The 15,925-nt window shown below is 71.6% G+C and carries 13 protein-coding genes, 1 tRNA gene and 1 pseudogene; 7 read left to right on the forward strand and 8 right to left on the reverse strand.

Features of this window, described 5'->3' with window-relative positions; genetic code table 11:
- Nucleotides 1-106 precede the first annotated feature (106 nt).
- A pseudogene (locus CSR00_RS26495) lies at nt 107-469 on the reverse strand (MFS transporter); the annotation flags it as partial.
- A 130-nt stretch (nt 470-599) separates the two neighbouring features.
- Between CSR00_RS26495 and CSR00_RS26500 the strand changes: the two are divergent.
- Nucleotides 600-1,148, forward strand: coding sequence for a type IV toxin-antitoxin system AbiEi family antitoxin (locus tag CSR00_RS26500; protein WP_099025384.1), 549 nt, complete (start codon nt 600-602; stop codon nt 1,146-1,148).
- A 4-nt stretch (nt 1,149-1,152) separates the two neighbouring features.
- On the opposite strand, the gene CSR00_RS26505 is transcribed toward CSR00_RS26500, so the two are convergent.
- The gene (locus CSR00_RS26505; RefSeq protein ID WP_099025395.1) at nt 1,153-1,956 is read right to left on the reverse strand and encodes a CbiQ family ECF transporter T component; all 804 of its coding nucleotides are present in this window, start codon (nt 1,954-1,956) and stop codon (nt 1,153-1,155) included.
- Nucleotides 1,957-2,039: 83 nt separating this feature from the next.
- Nucleotides 2,040-4,103, reverse strand: coding sequence for an ABC transporter ATP-binding protein (locus tag CSR00_RS26510; RefSeq protein ID WP_099025385.1), 2,064 nt, complete (start codon nt 4,101-4,103; stop codon nt 2,040-2,042).
- 117 nt (nt 4,104-4,220) lie between these two features.
- Here CSR00_RS26510 and CSR00_RS26515 point away from each other — a divergent pair, with 117 nt between their 5' ends.
- Both CSR00_RS26515 and CSR00_RS26520 read left to right on the forward strand, forming a co-directional pair.
- Nucleotides 4,221-4,667, forward strand: coding sequence for a MarR family winged helix-turn-helix transcriptional regulator (locus tag CSR00_RS26515; RefSeq protein ID WP_099025386.1), 447 nt, complete (start codon nt 4,221-4,223; stop codon nt 4,665-4,667).
- Nucleotides 4,668-4,707: 40 nt separating this feature from the next.
- Nucleotides 4,708-5,913: an MFS transporter gene (locus tag CSR00_RS26520; RefSeq protein ID WP_099025387.1), complete on the forward strand. Its 1,206-nt coding sequence runs from the start codon at nt 4,708-4,710 to the stop codon at nt 5,911-5,913.
- A gap of 77 nt (nt 5,914-5,990) precedes the next feature.
- On the opposite strand, the gene CSR00_RS26525 is transcribed toward CSR00_RS26520, so the two are convergent.
- Both CSR00_RS26525 and CSR00_RS26530 read right to left on the reverse strand, forming a co-directional pair.
- Nucleotides 5,991-6,848, reverse strand: coding sequence for a putative endonuclease domain-containing protein (locus CSR00_RS26525; RefSeq protein ID WP_099025388.1), 858 nt, complete (start codon nt 6,846-6,848; stop codon nt 5,991-5,993).
- A 119-nt stretch (nt 6,849-6,967) separates the two neighbouring features.
- On the reverse strand, nt 6,968-7,669 hold the full coding sequence (locus CSR00_RS26530; RefSeq protein WP_245906572.1) for a VIT1/CCC1 transporter family protein: 702 nt from the start codon (nt 7,667-7,669) through the stop codon (nt 6,968-6,970).
- 126 nt (nt 7,670-7,795) lie between these two features.
- Between CSR00_RS26530 and CSR00_RS26535 the strand changes: the two genes are divergently transcribed.
- The 3 genes from CSR00_RS26535 (at nt 7,796) to CSR00_RS26545 (ending at nt 10,223) form a co-directional block, all read left to right on the forward strand.
- Nucleotides 7,796-9,694, forward strand: coding sequence for an acyl-CoA dehydrogenase family protein (locus CSR00_RS26535; RefSeq protein ID WP_099025390.1), 1,899 nt, complete (start codon nt 7,796-7,798; stop codon nt 9,692-9,694).
- Between the two features lie 144 nt (nt 9,695-9,838).
- A tRNA-Asn gene (locus tag CSR00_RS26540) sits at nt 9,839-9,911 on the forward strand.
- 75 nt (nt 9,912-9,986) lie between these two features.
- A complete protein-coding gene (locus CSR00_RS26545) occupies nt 9,987-10,223 on the forward strand; it encodes a hypothetical protein (protein ID WP_099025391.1) in 237 nt (78 codons plus the stop codon).
- An 18-nt stretch (nt 10,224-10,241) separates the two neighbouring features.
- Here the strand turns inward: CSR00_RS26545 and CSR00_RS26550 are convergent, their stop codons facing one another.
- The 3 genes from CSR00_RS26550 to CSR00_RS26560 form a co-directional block, all read right to left on the reverse strand.
- Entirely contained in the window at nt 10,242-10,541 is a 300-nt protein-coding gene (locus CSR00_RS26550; protein WP_099025396.1) for a DUF7155 family protein, read from the reverse strand.
- Between the two features lie 79 nt (nt 10,542-10,620).
- Nucleotides 10,621-12,519, reverse strand: coding sequence for a DNA primase (gene dnaG / locus CSR00_RS26555; protein WP_099025392.1), 1,899 nt, complete (start codon nt 12,517-12,519; stop codon nt 10,621-10,623).
- A 4-nt stretch (nt 12,520-12,523) separates the two neighbouring features.
- Nucleotides 12,524-13,801 carry a deoxyguanosinetriphosphate triphosphohydrolase gene (locus CSR00_RS26560; RefSeq protein WP_245906574.1) on the reverse strand — a complete coding sequence of 426 codons (1,278 nt, stop codon included), beginning with the start codon at nt 13,799-13,801 and terminating at the stop codon, nt 12,524-12,526.
- Between the two features lie 82 nt (nt 13,802-13,883).
- On the opposite strand from CSR00_RS26560, the gene CSR00_RS26565 reads away from it, so the two are divergent.
- On the forward strand, nt 13,884-15,925 hold a 2,042-nt coding region (locus CSR00_RS26565; RefSeq protein WP_099025394.1), incomplete at its 3' end, for a TPM domain-containing protein.

Consider the following 15,925-nt stretch of genomic DNA (forward strand, 5'->3'; position numbering starts at 1 on the left):
TATGAGGTCATTGATCATATGGTGAATTGCGTTTTTGTTTCAAAGATCCGGAGACCACAGATATAAAGAAGGCGTATGGTCGGCAGCGTCAGAGGTGTATAAGGGACAGCACCAGGCCCACCCCCACCCCGGACAGCCCGGGCAGCACCGCCAGCGCGATGTGGCCGATCATCACCACCACGCCGCCGTAGAACACGGTGCGTTCCATGCCCAACACCCGGTCGGCGACCCAGCCGCCGAGCACCGTGGACAGGTACACCAGCCCGCCGTAGGCACCGACGATGCCCGTCGCGGTGGCCTGCGGCAGCCCCAGACCGCCGTCGGTCACCGAGTAGTACAGGTAGTAGCCGAGGATGGTCAGCATCCCGTAGAACGAGAACCGCTCCCACAGCTCGACGCCGAACAGGTTGGTCAGCCCGATCGGGTGACCGAAGAACGATCGCGTGATGTCCTGCTCACGGGTGGTCATGGATGTCCTTTCTAGACCCGATGCGCACACCCGGGGACCGGAATCGCCGTTGATCCCCCGGGCCCGCATCCGGCACGCCTGTGGATATCCGAATACCCCACAAACGCCCCGGGCACCACCATCGACGGGCATGCAGCCGATCCTCGGACACGAAGCCCTGGCCCGCGGCGCGGTGACCCGCGCCGACCTTTTGCGCCACCACCGCGCCGTCTACCGCGACGTGTACCTGCCCGCCGGCGTCGCCGTCACCGCGGCACTGCGGGCCCGCGCGGCGTGGCTGTCGGTGGGGCGCACCGCGACCCTGGTCGGGATCTCGGCCGCCGCGGTGCACGGGACCCCGCGGCTGGACCCGCGGTGGCCGGCCGAACTCGTCGGCGCCCGGGGCCGCCGCCAGGCCGCGATCGTCTGCCGCCGCTACGATCTGGCCGGCGACGAGGTGTGCCGGGTCGACGGGATGACGGTCAGCACCCCGGCGCGCACCGCCTTCGACATCGGCCGCTCCCGCCCGGGGGCCGAGGCGCTCCCGATCCTCGCCGCGTTGATGGACGCCACCGGCCTGACCCCGGGAGAGGTGCTCGAGCTGGCCGGCGCCAAGTCCGGGGTGCGCGGTCTGCGGCGGGTCACGGAGCTGATGTGCAGGCTCGAATCGGCAGCGCTTCCGATGAGCGCCGCGAGCTGATTCCTCAGCGCCCGCTGGTGCCCAGGAAGGTCAGCTCCAGCACCAGGGCGAGCGCGCACACCGCGGCGACCGCCGCCAGCGCGACCCAGTCGCGGCGGTGCGGGCGCGACGGGGCCGCCGAGATCTGGCCGGTGCCGCCGCGGGCGGCGATCGCATCACCCATCTCGTCGCCGCGGCGCAGCGTCACGGTGATCGCCGCGGCCAGCAGGTCGACCACCTCGAACCCCCAGCGCCGCCGGCGCGGCTGTCCCGGCGGCAGAACGGGTTTGGGCCGCAGCTTGCGTGCGGCGTAGAGCACCCGGAACTCGTCGACGAGCATGGGGAAGGACCGCAGCGCCAGCGCCAGCGCCACCGCCCAGTCGTCGATGGGGATCCGGAGGAACCGCAGCGGACGGCCCAATGTGGCCACCGCGGGCGCGATCTCGGCGACGTTGGTCGTCCAGGACACCATCATGCCCAGGGCCAGCAGCACGATCGACAGCGCGGTGACCCGCAGGAAGTACAGCAACCCGCCCAGGCCGACATGCCAGGAGCCCAGGACGATCTCGGGCGGGCTGCCCGACAGCGCGGCCGTCACCGCGCCCAGCAGCACCACCACCCACAGCCAGATGGGCACCGAGGGCAGCACGCCCCGGCCGATGCGTGCCAGCCGGGCCGCCACGGCGACCACCACCGCGACCAGGGCGATGGGCACCCAGCCCGGGTAGAACGTCAACAGCACGCCGAAGACCAGCACCACGATCAGCTTGGTTCCGGCCCACAGCTCGTGGATGACGCTGGTGCCGGGCACCGGGCGCAGCAGCACCACCGGCCGCGGCTGCGGGTTGGTGGGCGCCGGGCCGGGGCCGGGATTGGGCACCGGGCCGGGCTGGGGGTCGGTTGCGGGCGGGGTCACGACATGCCGCCCGCCGGCTGTTCGGCCGGTTCCATCACGCCGTCGCGCAGGTGCAGGATGCGCGGGCACAGCCCCTCCAGCCCGGCGAAGTCGTGCGAGATCACCACGACCGTCAGCCCGGAGTTGCGGCGCAGATCCTCCAGCAGCCGCAGCAGCCCGCGCTGGCTCTCGGCGTCGAGACCGGCCAGCGGCTCGTCGAGGATCAGTGCCCGCGGCGAACGGGCCAGCAGCCCGGCCAGCACCACCCGGCGCATCTGCCCGCCGGAGAGCTGGTCGATGCGCCGCTTGGCCAGCGACCCGTCCAGACCGACGGCGGCCAGCGCGGCCAGCACCCGGTCGTGGTCGGCGGCGGGGAAACCGGCGGCCGAGGCCACCTCGAGGTCGACGCGGGCCCGCATCAGCTGCAGCCGCGCGGCCTGAAACGCGATGGCCACCGACCCCACCTGGTCGTGGGCCGGCCGGCCGTCGAGCAGGCAACGCCCGGAGCTGGGCACCGTCAGCCCGGCCATGATCCAGGCCAGCGTCGACTTGCCCGAACCGTTGCCGCCGTGGATGAGCACGCCGTCGCCCTCGTGCACGGTGAAGCTGATGTCGCGCAGCGCCGGCTTGGCCCACGGGGTGCCGACGCCGTACTCGTGGCCGACCCGGTCGAGGGTCAGCACCGGCACGCCGGGGCGCGGGTGTGCCCCGCCGACGGTGGCTGCCGGCGCCGCGGCCTTCTGCACCATGTTTCTTCCGGCGTCCATGCTGGCGTTGTCCAGGGACCCGCTGAGGTTGACCACCCGGTCGGCGCCCTCGGCCTCGGCGGTGTAGTGCGTGATGTGCATCAGGCCCATCCGATGCCTGTCGGTCAGCGCCGAGAGCACACCGAGCAGGTCTTCGCGGCCCTTCTGGTCGACCATGCTGGTGACCTCGTCGGCGATCAACAGGGCGGGGTCACGGGCCAGGGCGGCGGCCACCGCCAGCCGCTGCAGCTCGCCGCCGGAGAGCCCGCCGGTGTCGCGGTCGGCCATGCCGGTCAGGCCCACCTCGTCGAGCAGCCGATCGACGTCGACGGTGGTGCCGGGCGGCAGGCCCCACACCACGTCGTCGGCCACCCGGGTGCCCAGCACCTGGCTTTCGGGATGCTGCATCACCACCGCGGTGCCGCCCCGCCGGCCCAGCCCGACGCCACCGGGGCGCTCCACCGTGCCCGAGGTCGGGGCGCGACCGGCCAGCACGAGCATCAACGTGGTCTTCCCGGAACCGTTGGCGCCGGTGACCGCGATGTGTTCGCCGACACCGAGGTCCATGCTGGTCGCGCGCAGCGCGTCGTGCTCGGCGCCCGGGTAGCGGAAGCGCACGTCACGCAGCCGCGCCGGCAGCGGGCCCGGCTCGCCGTCGCCGACCGGCGGGTCCAGCTTGTGCACGTCGGGGATGCCGCGCAGCCGTTCGAGCACCCGGGACAGCACCCACCAGCCGATCAGCGAGACCCCCATGATCGCGACGACCGCGTAGCCCAGCATCAGCCACGGCCAGTGCGTCAGCGCGGCATAGAAGAAGGAACGCAGGTCCTCGGCGGCCGGCTGCAGCACCGCGAACCGGTCCATCGTCTTGGCGACGCCCTCCATGTTGGCGGTCATCGACGCGAAGATCAGGTGCCGCAGCCGGCTGAGCACCGTCAGCGCACCGACGATCACGGCACCGAAGATCAGCCCCGCCACGAACGACGCGGCGATGACGGTGGGGGTGCCGCGCCCGCGGCGGCGCACGATGCCGGTGAGCCCGCCGATGTAGGCGCAGTTCACCACCGTCATGAACCCGCCCATGCCGGCGATGAGGAAGGCGATGGTGGCCGCGGCGAAGGTGGCCGCGATCAACACCCGGATCCGGTAGCGGTAGGCCAGCAGCCCCATGGGCACGGTGCCCAACAACGACAGCCCGGCGGCGAACGGGACGACCACGGCGATGATGGCGGTGGCCGCGCACAATGCGGCCATCACGGCGGCCTGCGCCATCTCCGCGGGCCGCAACGACGCGGCCCGGTGCGCCTGGGCCGGTGCCGGGCTGGTCGCGGTCATCACCCAATTCTGCCAGTCGGCCCGGCCCCGACTCGCGAGTCGTGGGTCCAGACTGGGAATCGGCTGTGAAAAATGCCACCTTGATCTATATAGCAATCCTATGCAAACATGGGGTCCATGAACTCGGCCCGTCCCGTCGTGCGCACCGAACTCGGCGCGGAGCTGCTCGCGGTGGTCTCCCGGCTCAACCGGCTCGCCACCCAACGCACCCGCCTGCCACTGCCCTGGGCCCAGGCCCGCCTGCTGTCGACCATCGAGGACCACGGCGAGGCCCGGATCTCCGACCTGGCCGCGCTCGACCACTGCTCACAGCCCACCATGACCACCCAGGTGCGGCGCCTGGAGGACGCCGGACTGGTGACCCGCACGCCGGACCCCAACGACGCCCGCGCGGTGCGGATCCGGATCACCGACGAGGGCCGGCGCGTCCTGCAGCAGGCCCGGATCAACCGACAGGCGGTCATCGACCCGCTGGTGGCCCAGCTCAGCGACGAGGACCGCGACGTCCTGGAGTCCGCGGTCGGCACGATGCGCCGGCTGCTGCAGATCGCCCAGGAGAGCTGAGACCGTCACACCCCAACCCGGTTAGGAGAACCCCCGCCCCATGTGGCGTCAACCCAAGGCCGTCTGGGCCGTCGCGTTCGCATCCGTCGTCGCCTTCATGGGCATCGGACTCGTGGACCCGATCCTCAAGCCCATCGCCGACAACCTGAACGCCACGCCGTCGCAGGTCTCGCTGCTGTTCACCAGCTACATGGCGGTCATGGGCGTGGCGATGCTGATCACCGGCGTCGTCTCCAGCCGCATCGGACCCAAACGCACCCTGCTGCTGGGACTGGTCATCATCATCGCCGGGGCCGGGCTGGCCGGTATGAGCGACACCGTCATGCAGATCGTCGGCTGGCGCGCCCTGTGGGGCCTGGGCAATGCCCTGTTCATCGCGACCGCCCTGGCCACCATCGTCAACTCGGCCAAGGGCTCCGTGGCGCAGGCGATCATCCTCTACGAGGCCGCCCTGGGACTGGGCATCGCGGTCGGACCGCTGGTCGGCGGGGTGCTGGGCTCCATCTCGTGGCGGGGACCGTTCTTCGGGGTGTCGGCGCTGATGGTGATCGCGCTGCTGGTGACCGCGCTGCTGCTGCCCGAGACGCCGCGACCGCAGCGCGCCACCACCCTGGCCGACCCGTTCCGCGCGCTGCGCCACCGAGGCCTGCTGGGGGTGGCCGTCACCGCGCTGCTGTACAACTTCGGATTCTTCACGCTGCTGGCGTTCACCCCCTTCCCGCTGGACATGTCCGCCCACGAGATCGGGCTGATCTTCTTCGGCTGGGGCGTGGCGCTGGCGTTCACCTCGGTGGTGGTCGCGCCGCGGCTGCAGCTGCGCTTCGGCACGCTGCCCACGCTGATCGCCAACCTGCTGGCGATGACGGCGACGCTGGTGGTGATGGCGGTGGGCACCGACGACAAGGCGGTGCTGGCAACCTGCGTGGTGGTGGCGGGGCTGTTCATCGGCATCAACAACACGCTGATCACCGAGACCGTCATGAAGGCCGCGCCCGTCGAGCGCGGGGTGGCCTCGGCGGCCTACAGCTTCCTGCGGTTCGGCGGCGCGGCCGTCGCGCCGTGGCTGGCCGGGCTGCTCGGCGAGCGGGTCAGCGTCCACCTGCCCTACTGGGTGGGGGCCGGCGCGGTGCTGCTCGGCGCGGTGGTGCTGACCCTGACCCGCAAGCACCTGACCGGTGTCGACGCCCCCGAGAGCGAGCTGGACCGCGAGCAGGACGAGGCGACCGCGCTGTCGGTCGGGTCCTGACCCCGCCTCCCGCCGAAACTGCAACTTGTGTACCCGAAACGCGGGTGCGGGCGGTAGAACCTGCAGGCTCGGCGGGCTCAGGGAGTCCAGCCGGCGGCCCGCAGCGCCTCACGGGCGCGGGCGACGGTGCCCCACGGGTCGTCGCGCAGGTGGGCGGCACTGACCCGCACGATCCGCCACCCCCGACCGGCCAGGAACTCCAGACGGTCGATGTCGCCGGCGTGCTGGCCGGGATCGGTCCAATGCTGCGGCCCGTCGTACTCGACGCCGACCCGGCAGTGCTCCCAACCCATGTCGACCCGGCGCACCACCTTGCCCCAGCGGTTCCTGATCGGGATCTGGGTCTGCGGCCGGGGCAGCCCGCCACGGATCAACAGCAGTCGCAGCCGCGTCTCCTGCGGCGACTCGGCGCCGGAGTCGGCCAGCGAGAGCGACGAGCGCAGCCGCCGGACCCCGCGGGCCCCCGGGTAGCGCCGCGCGAGGGCGGCCACCGCCGTCACGGGTGCGCCCGTGGCATTGAGCAGGGCGTCGATCCGGATGACGGCCTCCGTCGGCGGTAGCCGCCGCCCCAGGTCGTAGGCGGTACGCGCGGTGGTCGTACACGCGATCCCGTCGAGCAGGCAGACCTCGTCGTCGCGCAGGGTGTCGGTGCGCACCAGCACACCCGCCGGGGCCCGCGGCTGGGTGCGGATCAGTTCGGGCCGGGTGTCGTCGGGTATCCAGCGTGACCCGAGCAGCGCGGCCGCCGACAGGCCCGCGACGGTGGCCTCACCCCCGGCCCACAGCCAACCCGCCACGGCGCGTTCTCGCGCCGTCAGCTCGACACCGCGGCGCGCGTAGACGTTCTGGAACACCTTGTCGTAGCCGCGGCGCAGGTCGCGGCGGGTCAGCCGGCCGGCGGCCAGTTCGGTGCTGGCGACGACGAGCCGGGGCATGCGGGCATGGTGGGCGACGGGCCTCCCGGCCGGTAGTCAGCCCTGTGCACACCCGCCGAAACTGCAGAGTCTGTACACGAACGCCGAGTGGGCCCGGCAGAACCTGCAGGCTCGGCGGGTCAGAGGGCCACCAGACTGCCCACCAGATAGGTCGCCGCGATCGCGACCGCCCCGAACGCCAGCTGCCGCGTCGAGCCCAGCCACACCGGCCGGCGGGTCAGCCGGGCGGCCAGCCCGCCGACGATCAACAGCCCCATCCCGCCGAACGCCAGACCCAGCCACAGCGAGGTGAACCCCAGCAGATACGGGATCAGCGGGATCACCGCACCGACCACGAACGTCAGGAACGACGAACCCGCCGCCAGCAGCGGCGACGGCGTCTCCTGCGGGTCCACACCCAGCTCCGACACCAGGTGGAAGTGCAGCGCACGCTGCTCGTCGCGGTGGATCTCGGCGGCCGCGGTGGTGGCGGTCTCCGGCGTCATGCCCAGCTTGGTCAACGTGTCGACCAGCTCGGCGCGCTCGGCCGTCGGGTGCAGCGGGAATGAGCGGCGTTCCACCCGCACCTCGGCGTCGATCTGCTCGTTGGCCGTCTTCACCGAGGTGAACTCGCCCAGCGCCATGGAGAACGCCCCGGCCAGCAGTCCGGCCACCCCGCCGAGCACCACCGTCGGCGCGCTGGCGCCCGCGGCCACCCCGGCGATCAGCGCGGTGTTGCTGACCAAGCCGTCCATCGCCCCGAACGTGCTCGCCCGCAACCACCCGCCGGTGACGTCGCTGTGCCGATGGTCGATCTCGTGCGGCAGGCCCTCTGCTGTCATGGCGCCCATCTAATCCCGGCCACCGGCCGGCGTCATCTAATCCCGGCCACGGCCGGCGTCATGAATTCCGCGCCAACGTTGCCGGAGTCACGTTTGCCGAGGCCAGCTACGGGATACCGTCGAGTTATGACCAGCACTGGAGAACATCTGCGCAATGCCCTCGACGGCCGCTGGCGCGACGTCAAGAACGCGATGCGCGCCGAGCTGTCCCACGAGGTCTTTCGGCCGCACTACACACCCAACACGGTGATCGCGCGCACCAAGGTCAACGAACAGATGCGGATCATGGCCTCCCACGGCGCCGCGGAGGACAGCTTCAAGAAGGGCCACGGCGGCACCGGCGACGTCGGCGCGGCGATCACCCGCATCGAGATGCTCGCCATGAGCGACCTGTCGCTGATGGTCAAGGCCGGCGTGCAGTGGGGCCTGTTCGGCGGCGCCATCGAGAACCTGGGCACCGAACGCCACCACGAGGCCTACGTGCCGAAGATCATCGACCTGCAGCTGCTGGGCTGCTTCGCGATGACCGAGACCGGGCACGGCAGCGACGTGCAGTCCATCGAGACCACCGCCAGCTACGACCCGGCCACCGAGGAGTTCGTCATCAACTCCCCCACCGCGTCCTCGCGCAAGGACTACATCGGCGGCGCGGCGGAGACGGCCCGGGTGGCCGCGGTGTTCGCCCAGCTCATCACCGGCGGCACCGGCCACGGCGTGCACTGCCTGGTGGTGCCGATCCGCGACGACGACGGCAACGACCTGCCGGGCGTGACCACCTCGGACTGTGACTACAAGGGCGGGCTGCCCGGCGTGGACAACGGCCGCATCATGTTCGACCACGTGCGGGTGCCGCGGGAGAACCTGCTCAACCGGTACGCCGACGTCGCCCCCGACGGCACCTACAGCTCGCCCATCGAGAACCCCAGCCGGCGGTTCTTCACCATGCTGGGCACCCTGATCCGCGGCCGGGTCACCGTGGGGGGCAGCGCGGCCGCGGCGGCCCGGGTGGCACTCGACATCGCGACCCGGTATGCGTTGCAGCGCAGACAGTTCAGCGCCCCCGACTCCGAGGACGAGGTGCTGATCATGGACTACCTGGTGCACCAGCGGCGGCTGTTCCCGCTGATCGCCAGGTCCTACGCCCTGCAGTTCGCGCAGAACGAGCTGGTCTCCAAGTGCCACGACCTGCAGACCGCCGACGACCCCGACCCCGAGGAGCAGCGCGAGCTGGAGTCGCGCGCCGCGGGCCTGAAGGCCGCCAACACCTGGCATGCCAGTACCGCCATCCAGGAGGCCCGCGAGGCCTGCGGAGGTGCGGGCTATCTGGCCGAGAACCGGCTGATCGCGCTGCGCGGCGACACCGACGTGTTCACCACCTTCGAGGGCGACAACCACGTGCTGACCCAGCTCGTCGCCAAGGAGCTGCTGACCGCCTACGCCGACGACATCAGGGGCATGAGCCCGGTGGACTGGGTGCGCTTCGCGGCCAACTTCGCCGGCGAACGCGTGCTCAAACGCACCGCCGCGGAGACCATCGTGCAGACCCTGCTGGATTCCCGCCAGGACAACGAGGAGGAGGGCAGCCTGTTCAACCGCGGCACCCAGGTCAAGATGTTCGAGGACCGCGAGGAGTACATGCTGGCCTCGGTGGCGCGCCGGCTGCAGAGCAAGGCCAAGGAGATGAGCGAGTTCGACGCGTTCAACTCCGTGCAGGACCACGTGCTGCACGCGGCCACCGCGCACATCGACCGCATCGTGCTGGAGGCCTTCGTGGCCGGCATCGACAGCTGCGAGGACGACGAGGCCCGCGAGATCCTCAACCTGGTGTGCGACCTGTACGCGTTGAGCGTGATCGAGGACGACAAGGCCTGGTACGTCGAGCACCGGTTCCTGTCCACCGACCGCGCCAAGGCCGTCACCCGTGGCATCAACGACCGCTGCCGCCGGCTGCGGCCGTACGCCGAACTGCTGGTCGACGGGTTCGGGGTGCCCACCCAGCTGCGCCAGGCCGAGATGCTGGCCTGACCCCGGCGCCGAGACTGCAGATTCTGGCGGGCCCTCTCGGGCGATGCGTACAGACTGTGCAGTCTCGGCGAGGGGCGGGCGAGGGGCACCACCTGGCGATTCTGTTCTGACCCACCCCATGCGCTAAAGTCTTTCTTCGGTCAATCCCCTGTAGCTCAATTGGCAGAGCTCCCGACTGTTAATCGGGCGGTTGATGGTTCGAGTCCATCCGGGGGAGCTCATCGAGCTCCACCAGCCGGGCGCGCGCGTACGCTCGGAAGCCGACACTCAGACGAGCCTGGAGGCAGTTCCCGTGATCCGTTTAGCCGCCGTGCTGGGCATCGGCTACGTGTTGGGGGCCAAGGCGGGACGGCGCCGCTACGAGCAGATCGTGGCGACCTACAAGGCGGTCGCGGCCAACCCGGCGACCAAGGCCGCCGTCGACGCCGGGCGTCGCAGGATCGCCGACCGGGTGTCCCCGGACGCGGCCATGGCCAAGTTCACCGAGATCGACGAGCAGACCGCGGTCATCGAGCCGCGGCAACCCTAGCCGGGTCCCCCGGGAACCTCAGGGGTTCAGCGGGATGCTGATCGACCGGCCCGGCAGCAGCGGGCTGGTGCTCACCCCCGGGTTACCGGTGGTGGGCCCGTTGACCCCGATACCGACACCGTTGAGGGTCGACTCGGCCCCGCCGGCCATCGACCAGGCGATGCACTGGCCGTCGTTCATGCTGCCCAGCCAGGCCAGGCACGGCCCCTGGGCCTGCGCCGGGGCGGCGCCGGGGGTGCTCAGCGCGCCGTAGAGGGGTGCTGCCACGGCGGCGGCCGCGACCGCGAACCCCGCGATCAGGCGTCCTGTGCGTGCCATACCGATTCCCCTCTCGTCTCCGAACACCGTCGCCCTGCTTATCGCCGGACCGGTGCTCAGCGTAACCAATACCGGCCCGTCACGCCGTGAGGTCGTCGCCGGAGGCCTGCTCCAGCAGGCTGCGCCGGTAGGACTCCATGGCCACCAGGTCACCGAACAGCGCGTGGTACTCGTCGCCCTGCTCCACCGGCGACATGCGCTGCAGCTTGGACTTCACCTCGGCGATCTGACGGCCCACCCAGACCTCCTGCAGCCGGGCCAGCACCCCGTTGATGTAGCGCGGCAGCCGCTCGTCGTCGTCGACCCGGATGGCCTCCACCCCCAGCTCGCTGACCAGGGCCGCGGCCGCCGGCGAGCCGGTCTGCTTGGCCACCGCGTCCAGCCACTGCGCCCCGCCCAGGCCCGAGGCCGTGCCCCCGGCGGCCTCGATCGCGGCCCGCACGGCCGCGTAGCCGGGGTGGGTGAAGCTCTCCACGGTCAGCGAGTCGAACACCGGACCGGCCAGGGCCGGGTACTGCACGGCGGCCTTGAGCGCCTCGCGCTGCGGCCACAGCGTCGGGTCCCGCGGGTCGGGCCGGCGGGCCGGTTCGGCCGGCGTGCGCACGGCGGCGGGGCGGCGGCCACCCTCGGTGCGGGCCCGGGGGTCCCGCGCCTCCTCGCGCACCCGCCCGATCACCTGCGCGACGTCGTCCCAGCCGACCCAGCCGGCCAGCTGGCGGGCGTACTCGTCGCGCAGCGTCGGGTCCTTGATCTGGGCCACCATCGGCACGCAGCGGCGCAGCGCGCCGACCCGGCCCTCGGCGCTGTCCAGGTCGTGGTCGGCCAGCGCGGTGCGAATCGCGAACTCGAACAACGGCGTTCGCCGGGCCACGAGGTCGCGCAGCGCGCCGTCGCCGTGGGCCAGCCGCAGATCGCAGGGATCCATGCCGTCGGCGGCCACCGCCACGAAGGACTGCCCGGCCAGGTTCTGCTCACCGGCGAAGGCCTTCAGCGCGGCGGCGCGGCCGGCGGCGTCGCCGTCGAAGACGTAGATCAGCTCGCCGCGGAAGAACTTGTCGTCCATCATCAGCCGGCGCAGCATCGCCAGGTGCTCGTCGCCGAAGGCGGTGCCGCACGCCGCGACGGCGGTGGTCACCCCGGCCAGATGCATGGCCATCACGTCGGTGTAGCCCTCCACCACCACCGCCTGGTGCCCCTTGGCGATATCGCGTTTGGCCAGGTCCAGCCCGAACAGCGCGTTGGACTTCTTGTACAGCGTGGTCTCGGGGGTGTTGACGTACTTGGCCTGGTTGGCGTCGTCGTCGAAGAGCCGGCGGGCCCCGAAACCGATCACCTCCCCGCTGGAGACCCGGATCGGCCACAGCAGCCGGCGGTGGAACCGGTCCATCGGGCCGCGCTTGCCCTCCCGCGACAGCCCGGCGGCCTCCAGTTCCTTGAACTCGAAACCCTTGCGCAGCAGATGTTTCGTCAGCTGGTCCCAGCCCGACGGGGCGTACCCGCAGCCGAACTGCCGGGCCGCGGCGGCGTCGAAGTTGCGTTCGGTCAGGTAGCGCCGCGCGGTGGCCGCCTCCTCGGACTCCAGCTGCTCGGCGTAGAACTGCGCGGCCGCGGCGTTGGCGGCGATCAGCCGGCTGCGGCTGCCCCGGTCGCGCTGCACGTTGGTGGCCGAGGCGCCGGTGTAGGTGATGGTGTAGCCGATGCGGTCGGCCAGCATCTCCACCGACTCGACGAAGCTGATGTGCTCGATCTTCTGCAGGAACGCGTAGACGTCGCCGCCCTCCCCGCAGCCGAAGCAGTGGAAATGGCCGTGATTGGGCCGGACGTGAAACGACGGGGACTTCTCGTCGTGGAACGGGCACAGGCCCTTCATCGAGTCCGCGCCCGCGCGGCGCAGCTGGACGTAGTCGCCGACCACGTCCTCGATGCGGGTGCGTTCCCGAATGGCCGCGATATCGCGATCTGAGATGCGTCCGGCCACCGGATCAGTCTAGAGGCCGGGGGGCACGCGCCTCGTGCACTCGCTCCAACCGCCCCTCGGTGTAGGAGGCGATCTGGTCGATGACCACCCGCAACCGGGCCGCGTCATCGGTGGCCGCGGCGAACTCGGGCGCGAACTGCGGGTCCAGGCTGCCCGGCGCCTGCGCCCACAGCGCCAGGGCCACCTCCTTGATCCGGGTGCGCTGGTCGGCCTGTATCCGCAGGTGGGCGTGGTCGGACATGATGAACTGCAGGGCCAGCATCTTCAGCACCGCCACCTCGGCGCGCACCAGCGTCGGCACGGCCAGTTCGGCCGAGAAGCGGCCCAACGGCCCGTCGCCGGCCACCGCCCGGGTGGCGCTGATGGCCGCGTTGGCGAAACGGCCCACCAGCTCGCTGGTGAGGCGCTTGAGCGCCACCGACGCCATCAGGGTGCCGTCGTGCTTGCCGACGGCGGCCACCACCGGCATCTGCGAGAGCCGCTCGGCCGCGGCCAGCAGGTCGTCGCGGGCCACCGCCGGGAACGCCGCGGCGCCCAGGCCGGCCAGCGTGGCCGCGGCGTCCGGGTCGGCCAGCACCCGCAGGTCGATGCGCCCGGAGATCACCCCGTCCTCGACGTCGTGCACCGAGTAGGCCACGTCGTCGGCCCAGTCCATCACCTGGGCCTCCAGGCACGGCCGGTCCACCGGGGCCCCGCGGCGCACCCACTCGGCCGACACCATGTCGTCGGCGTAGAAGCCGAACTTGCCCGACCCGCCCTCCGGGCGCCGCCAGGGGTATTTCGTCACGGCGTCCAGGGCGGCCCTGGTCAGGTTCAGCCCGGCCGAAGCCCCCTCGGGATCAAGGACTTTGGGTTCCAGCCGGGTGAGGATCCGGAAGTTCTGGGCGTTGCCCTCGAAGCCGCCGAAGGCCGCGGCGATCTCGTTGAGGGCGCGCTCGCCGTTGTGCCCGTAGGGCGGGTGGCCGATGTCGTGGGCCAGCCCGGCCAGGTCCACCAGGTCCGGGTCGCAGCCCAGCCCGATCGCCATGCCGCGCCCGATCTGGGCGACCTCCAGCGAATGGGTCAGCCGGGTGCGCGGCGTCTCGCTCTCCCGCGGCCCCACCACCTGGGTCTTGTCGGCGAGCCGGCGGAAGGCCGCGCAGTGCAGCACCCGGGCCCGGTCGCGGGCGAAGTCGCTGCGGTGCTCGGAGTCGGTGCCGGGCAGCGCGGCGGTCTTCGGCGCCTCGGGCACCGGACGTTCGCGGTCGAACGCCTGATAATGGTCCTGCGGATACGTGCTCACCGAGCCACAGTCTGCCAGCCCGCGTCGGATCGGTTCCGGCAGGCTGCATGCGATTCGGGCCGCCCCCATTAGATTGTGACTCATGCGCACCGTCCGGCCGCTGGCCCTGCTGCTCACCACCTTGCTCCCGGCACTACTGACGGCACTGCTGATCGCGCCCGCGGCCGTGGCCGAACCGCCGTTCCGGGTGCCCGAACAGATCACCGACAAGGCCGGGGCGCTGAGCCCGTCGGAGCGGGCCGACGTCCAGGACGCCCTCGACAAGCTCTACGACAACAAGAGGATCCAGCTGTGGGTGGTCTTCGTCGAGAGCTTCGACGGGCAGAACGGTGTCTCCTGGGCACAGGACACGATGCGGGCCAGCGGCTTCGGTGACGACGACGCGCTGCTGGCGGTGGCCGTCGGCGACCGCGAGTACGCCTTCCAGGTGCCGTTGGACACCACCGGGGTCAGTTCCACCCAGGCAGACGACGTGCAGCGCAACGACATCGAGCCCAAGCTGCGCCGCGGCGACTGGGCCGGCGCGGCGATCGCCGCGGCCAACGGGCTGAACACCACCGCCAAGCCGCTGCCCTGGGGCGGACTGCTGACCGCGCTGGGCGTGATCGCCGTGCTGGGCCTGCTGTGGTGGATGTGGAGCCGGCGCCGGCGCCGGCAGCGGCACGAGGCCGAGGTCGAGGCGGCCAAGCGGGTGGATCCGACCGACCCCAACGCGCTGGCCGGGGTCCCGCTGGAGGCCCTCGACGAACTGTCCCAGACGATCGTCGTCGACGTCGACAACGCGGTGCGCACCAGCCAGAACGAGCTCACGCTGGCCGTCGAGGAGTTCGGCGAGAAGCGCACCGAACCGTTCCGGGCCGCGGTCGAGGCCGCCAAGAAGACCCTGGCGCAGGCGTTCAACGTCCGGCAGATCCTCGACGACGCCGTGCCGGAGACGCCCACCCAGCGCCGGGACCTGCTGACCCGCGTCATCGTCGCGGCCGCCAAGGCCGACCGGGAACTGGACGCCCAGAGCGAGGCCTTCGAGCAGCTGCGCGATCTGGTGATCAGCGCACCGACGCGGCTGGACACGCTGACCCAGCGGATGGTGGCCCTGACGGCGCGGCTGGAGCCGGCCGAACAGACCCTGGCCGGCCTGCACCGGCAGTTCTCCGACGACGCGCTGGCCTCGGTGGCCGACAACGTCGACACGGCCCGCCAGCGGCTCTCGCTGGCCGACCACAGCATCACCTCGGCCCGCGGCCTGGTCAGCCGGCCGGCCGCCGACCAGACCGGGCTCGTCGACGCGGTCCACGCCGCCGAGGGGGCGCTGCAGCAGGCCACCCAGCTGCTCGACGCCGTCGACAGCGCGTCCTCGGACATCAACCACGCGGTGGCCGGCCTGCCCGCGGCCATCGCCGACATCCAGAACGGAATCGACGCGGCGGCAGCGCAATTGGCCCAGCCGGGCACCCCGCAGCCCGGCGAGCTGACGGCCGCACGCGATGCGGCGGTCCGGGCGGTCGCCGAGGCCGACCGCGACGGGGCCTCCGACCCGCTGGGGGCGTTCACCGCGGTGACCAAGGCCGACGCCGACCTGGACCGGATCCTGGCCAGCGTCACCGAGAAACGCCAGGAGGCCGCGCGGCAGGCCCGGATGCTCGAGCAGGCGCTGTTCACCGCGTCCTCGCGGGTCAAGGCCGTCTCGGATTTCATCGACACCCGGCGCGGCAGCGTGGGACCGGAGGCCCGCACCCGGCTCGCCGAGGCCCAGCGGCAGCTGGAGGCCGCCCAGGCCAAGAAGAGCACCGACGTCACCGAGGCGATCGCGCACGCCAACGGTGCGGCCGCGCTGGCCGCCCGGGCGCAGTCGCTGGCCAACGACGACGCCCGCGCGGCGCAGCGGCACTACGCGGGTCAGTACGGCGGACGCGGCGGCGCCGACCTGGGCTCGGTGATCGGCGGGATCATCATCGGCAACGTGCTGCGTGGCGGATTCAGCGGCGGCATGGCTGCCTCTTATACACATCCGACGCTTCCGACGATACTGCTTGTGTTAATCTCCCATCTCTCTCTGTCTCGTAACCAAACCACTATTCACCATTCTGCATCCGCACAACCACATGCAGTCATCTGTCTATCACT

Source organism: Mycolicibacterium palauense, assembly GCF_002592005.1.
GTDB lineage: Bacteria > Actinomycetota > Actinomycetes > Mycobacteriales > Mycobacteriaceae > Mycobacterium > Mycobacterium palauense.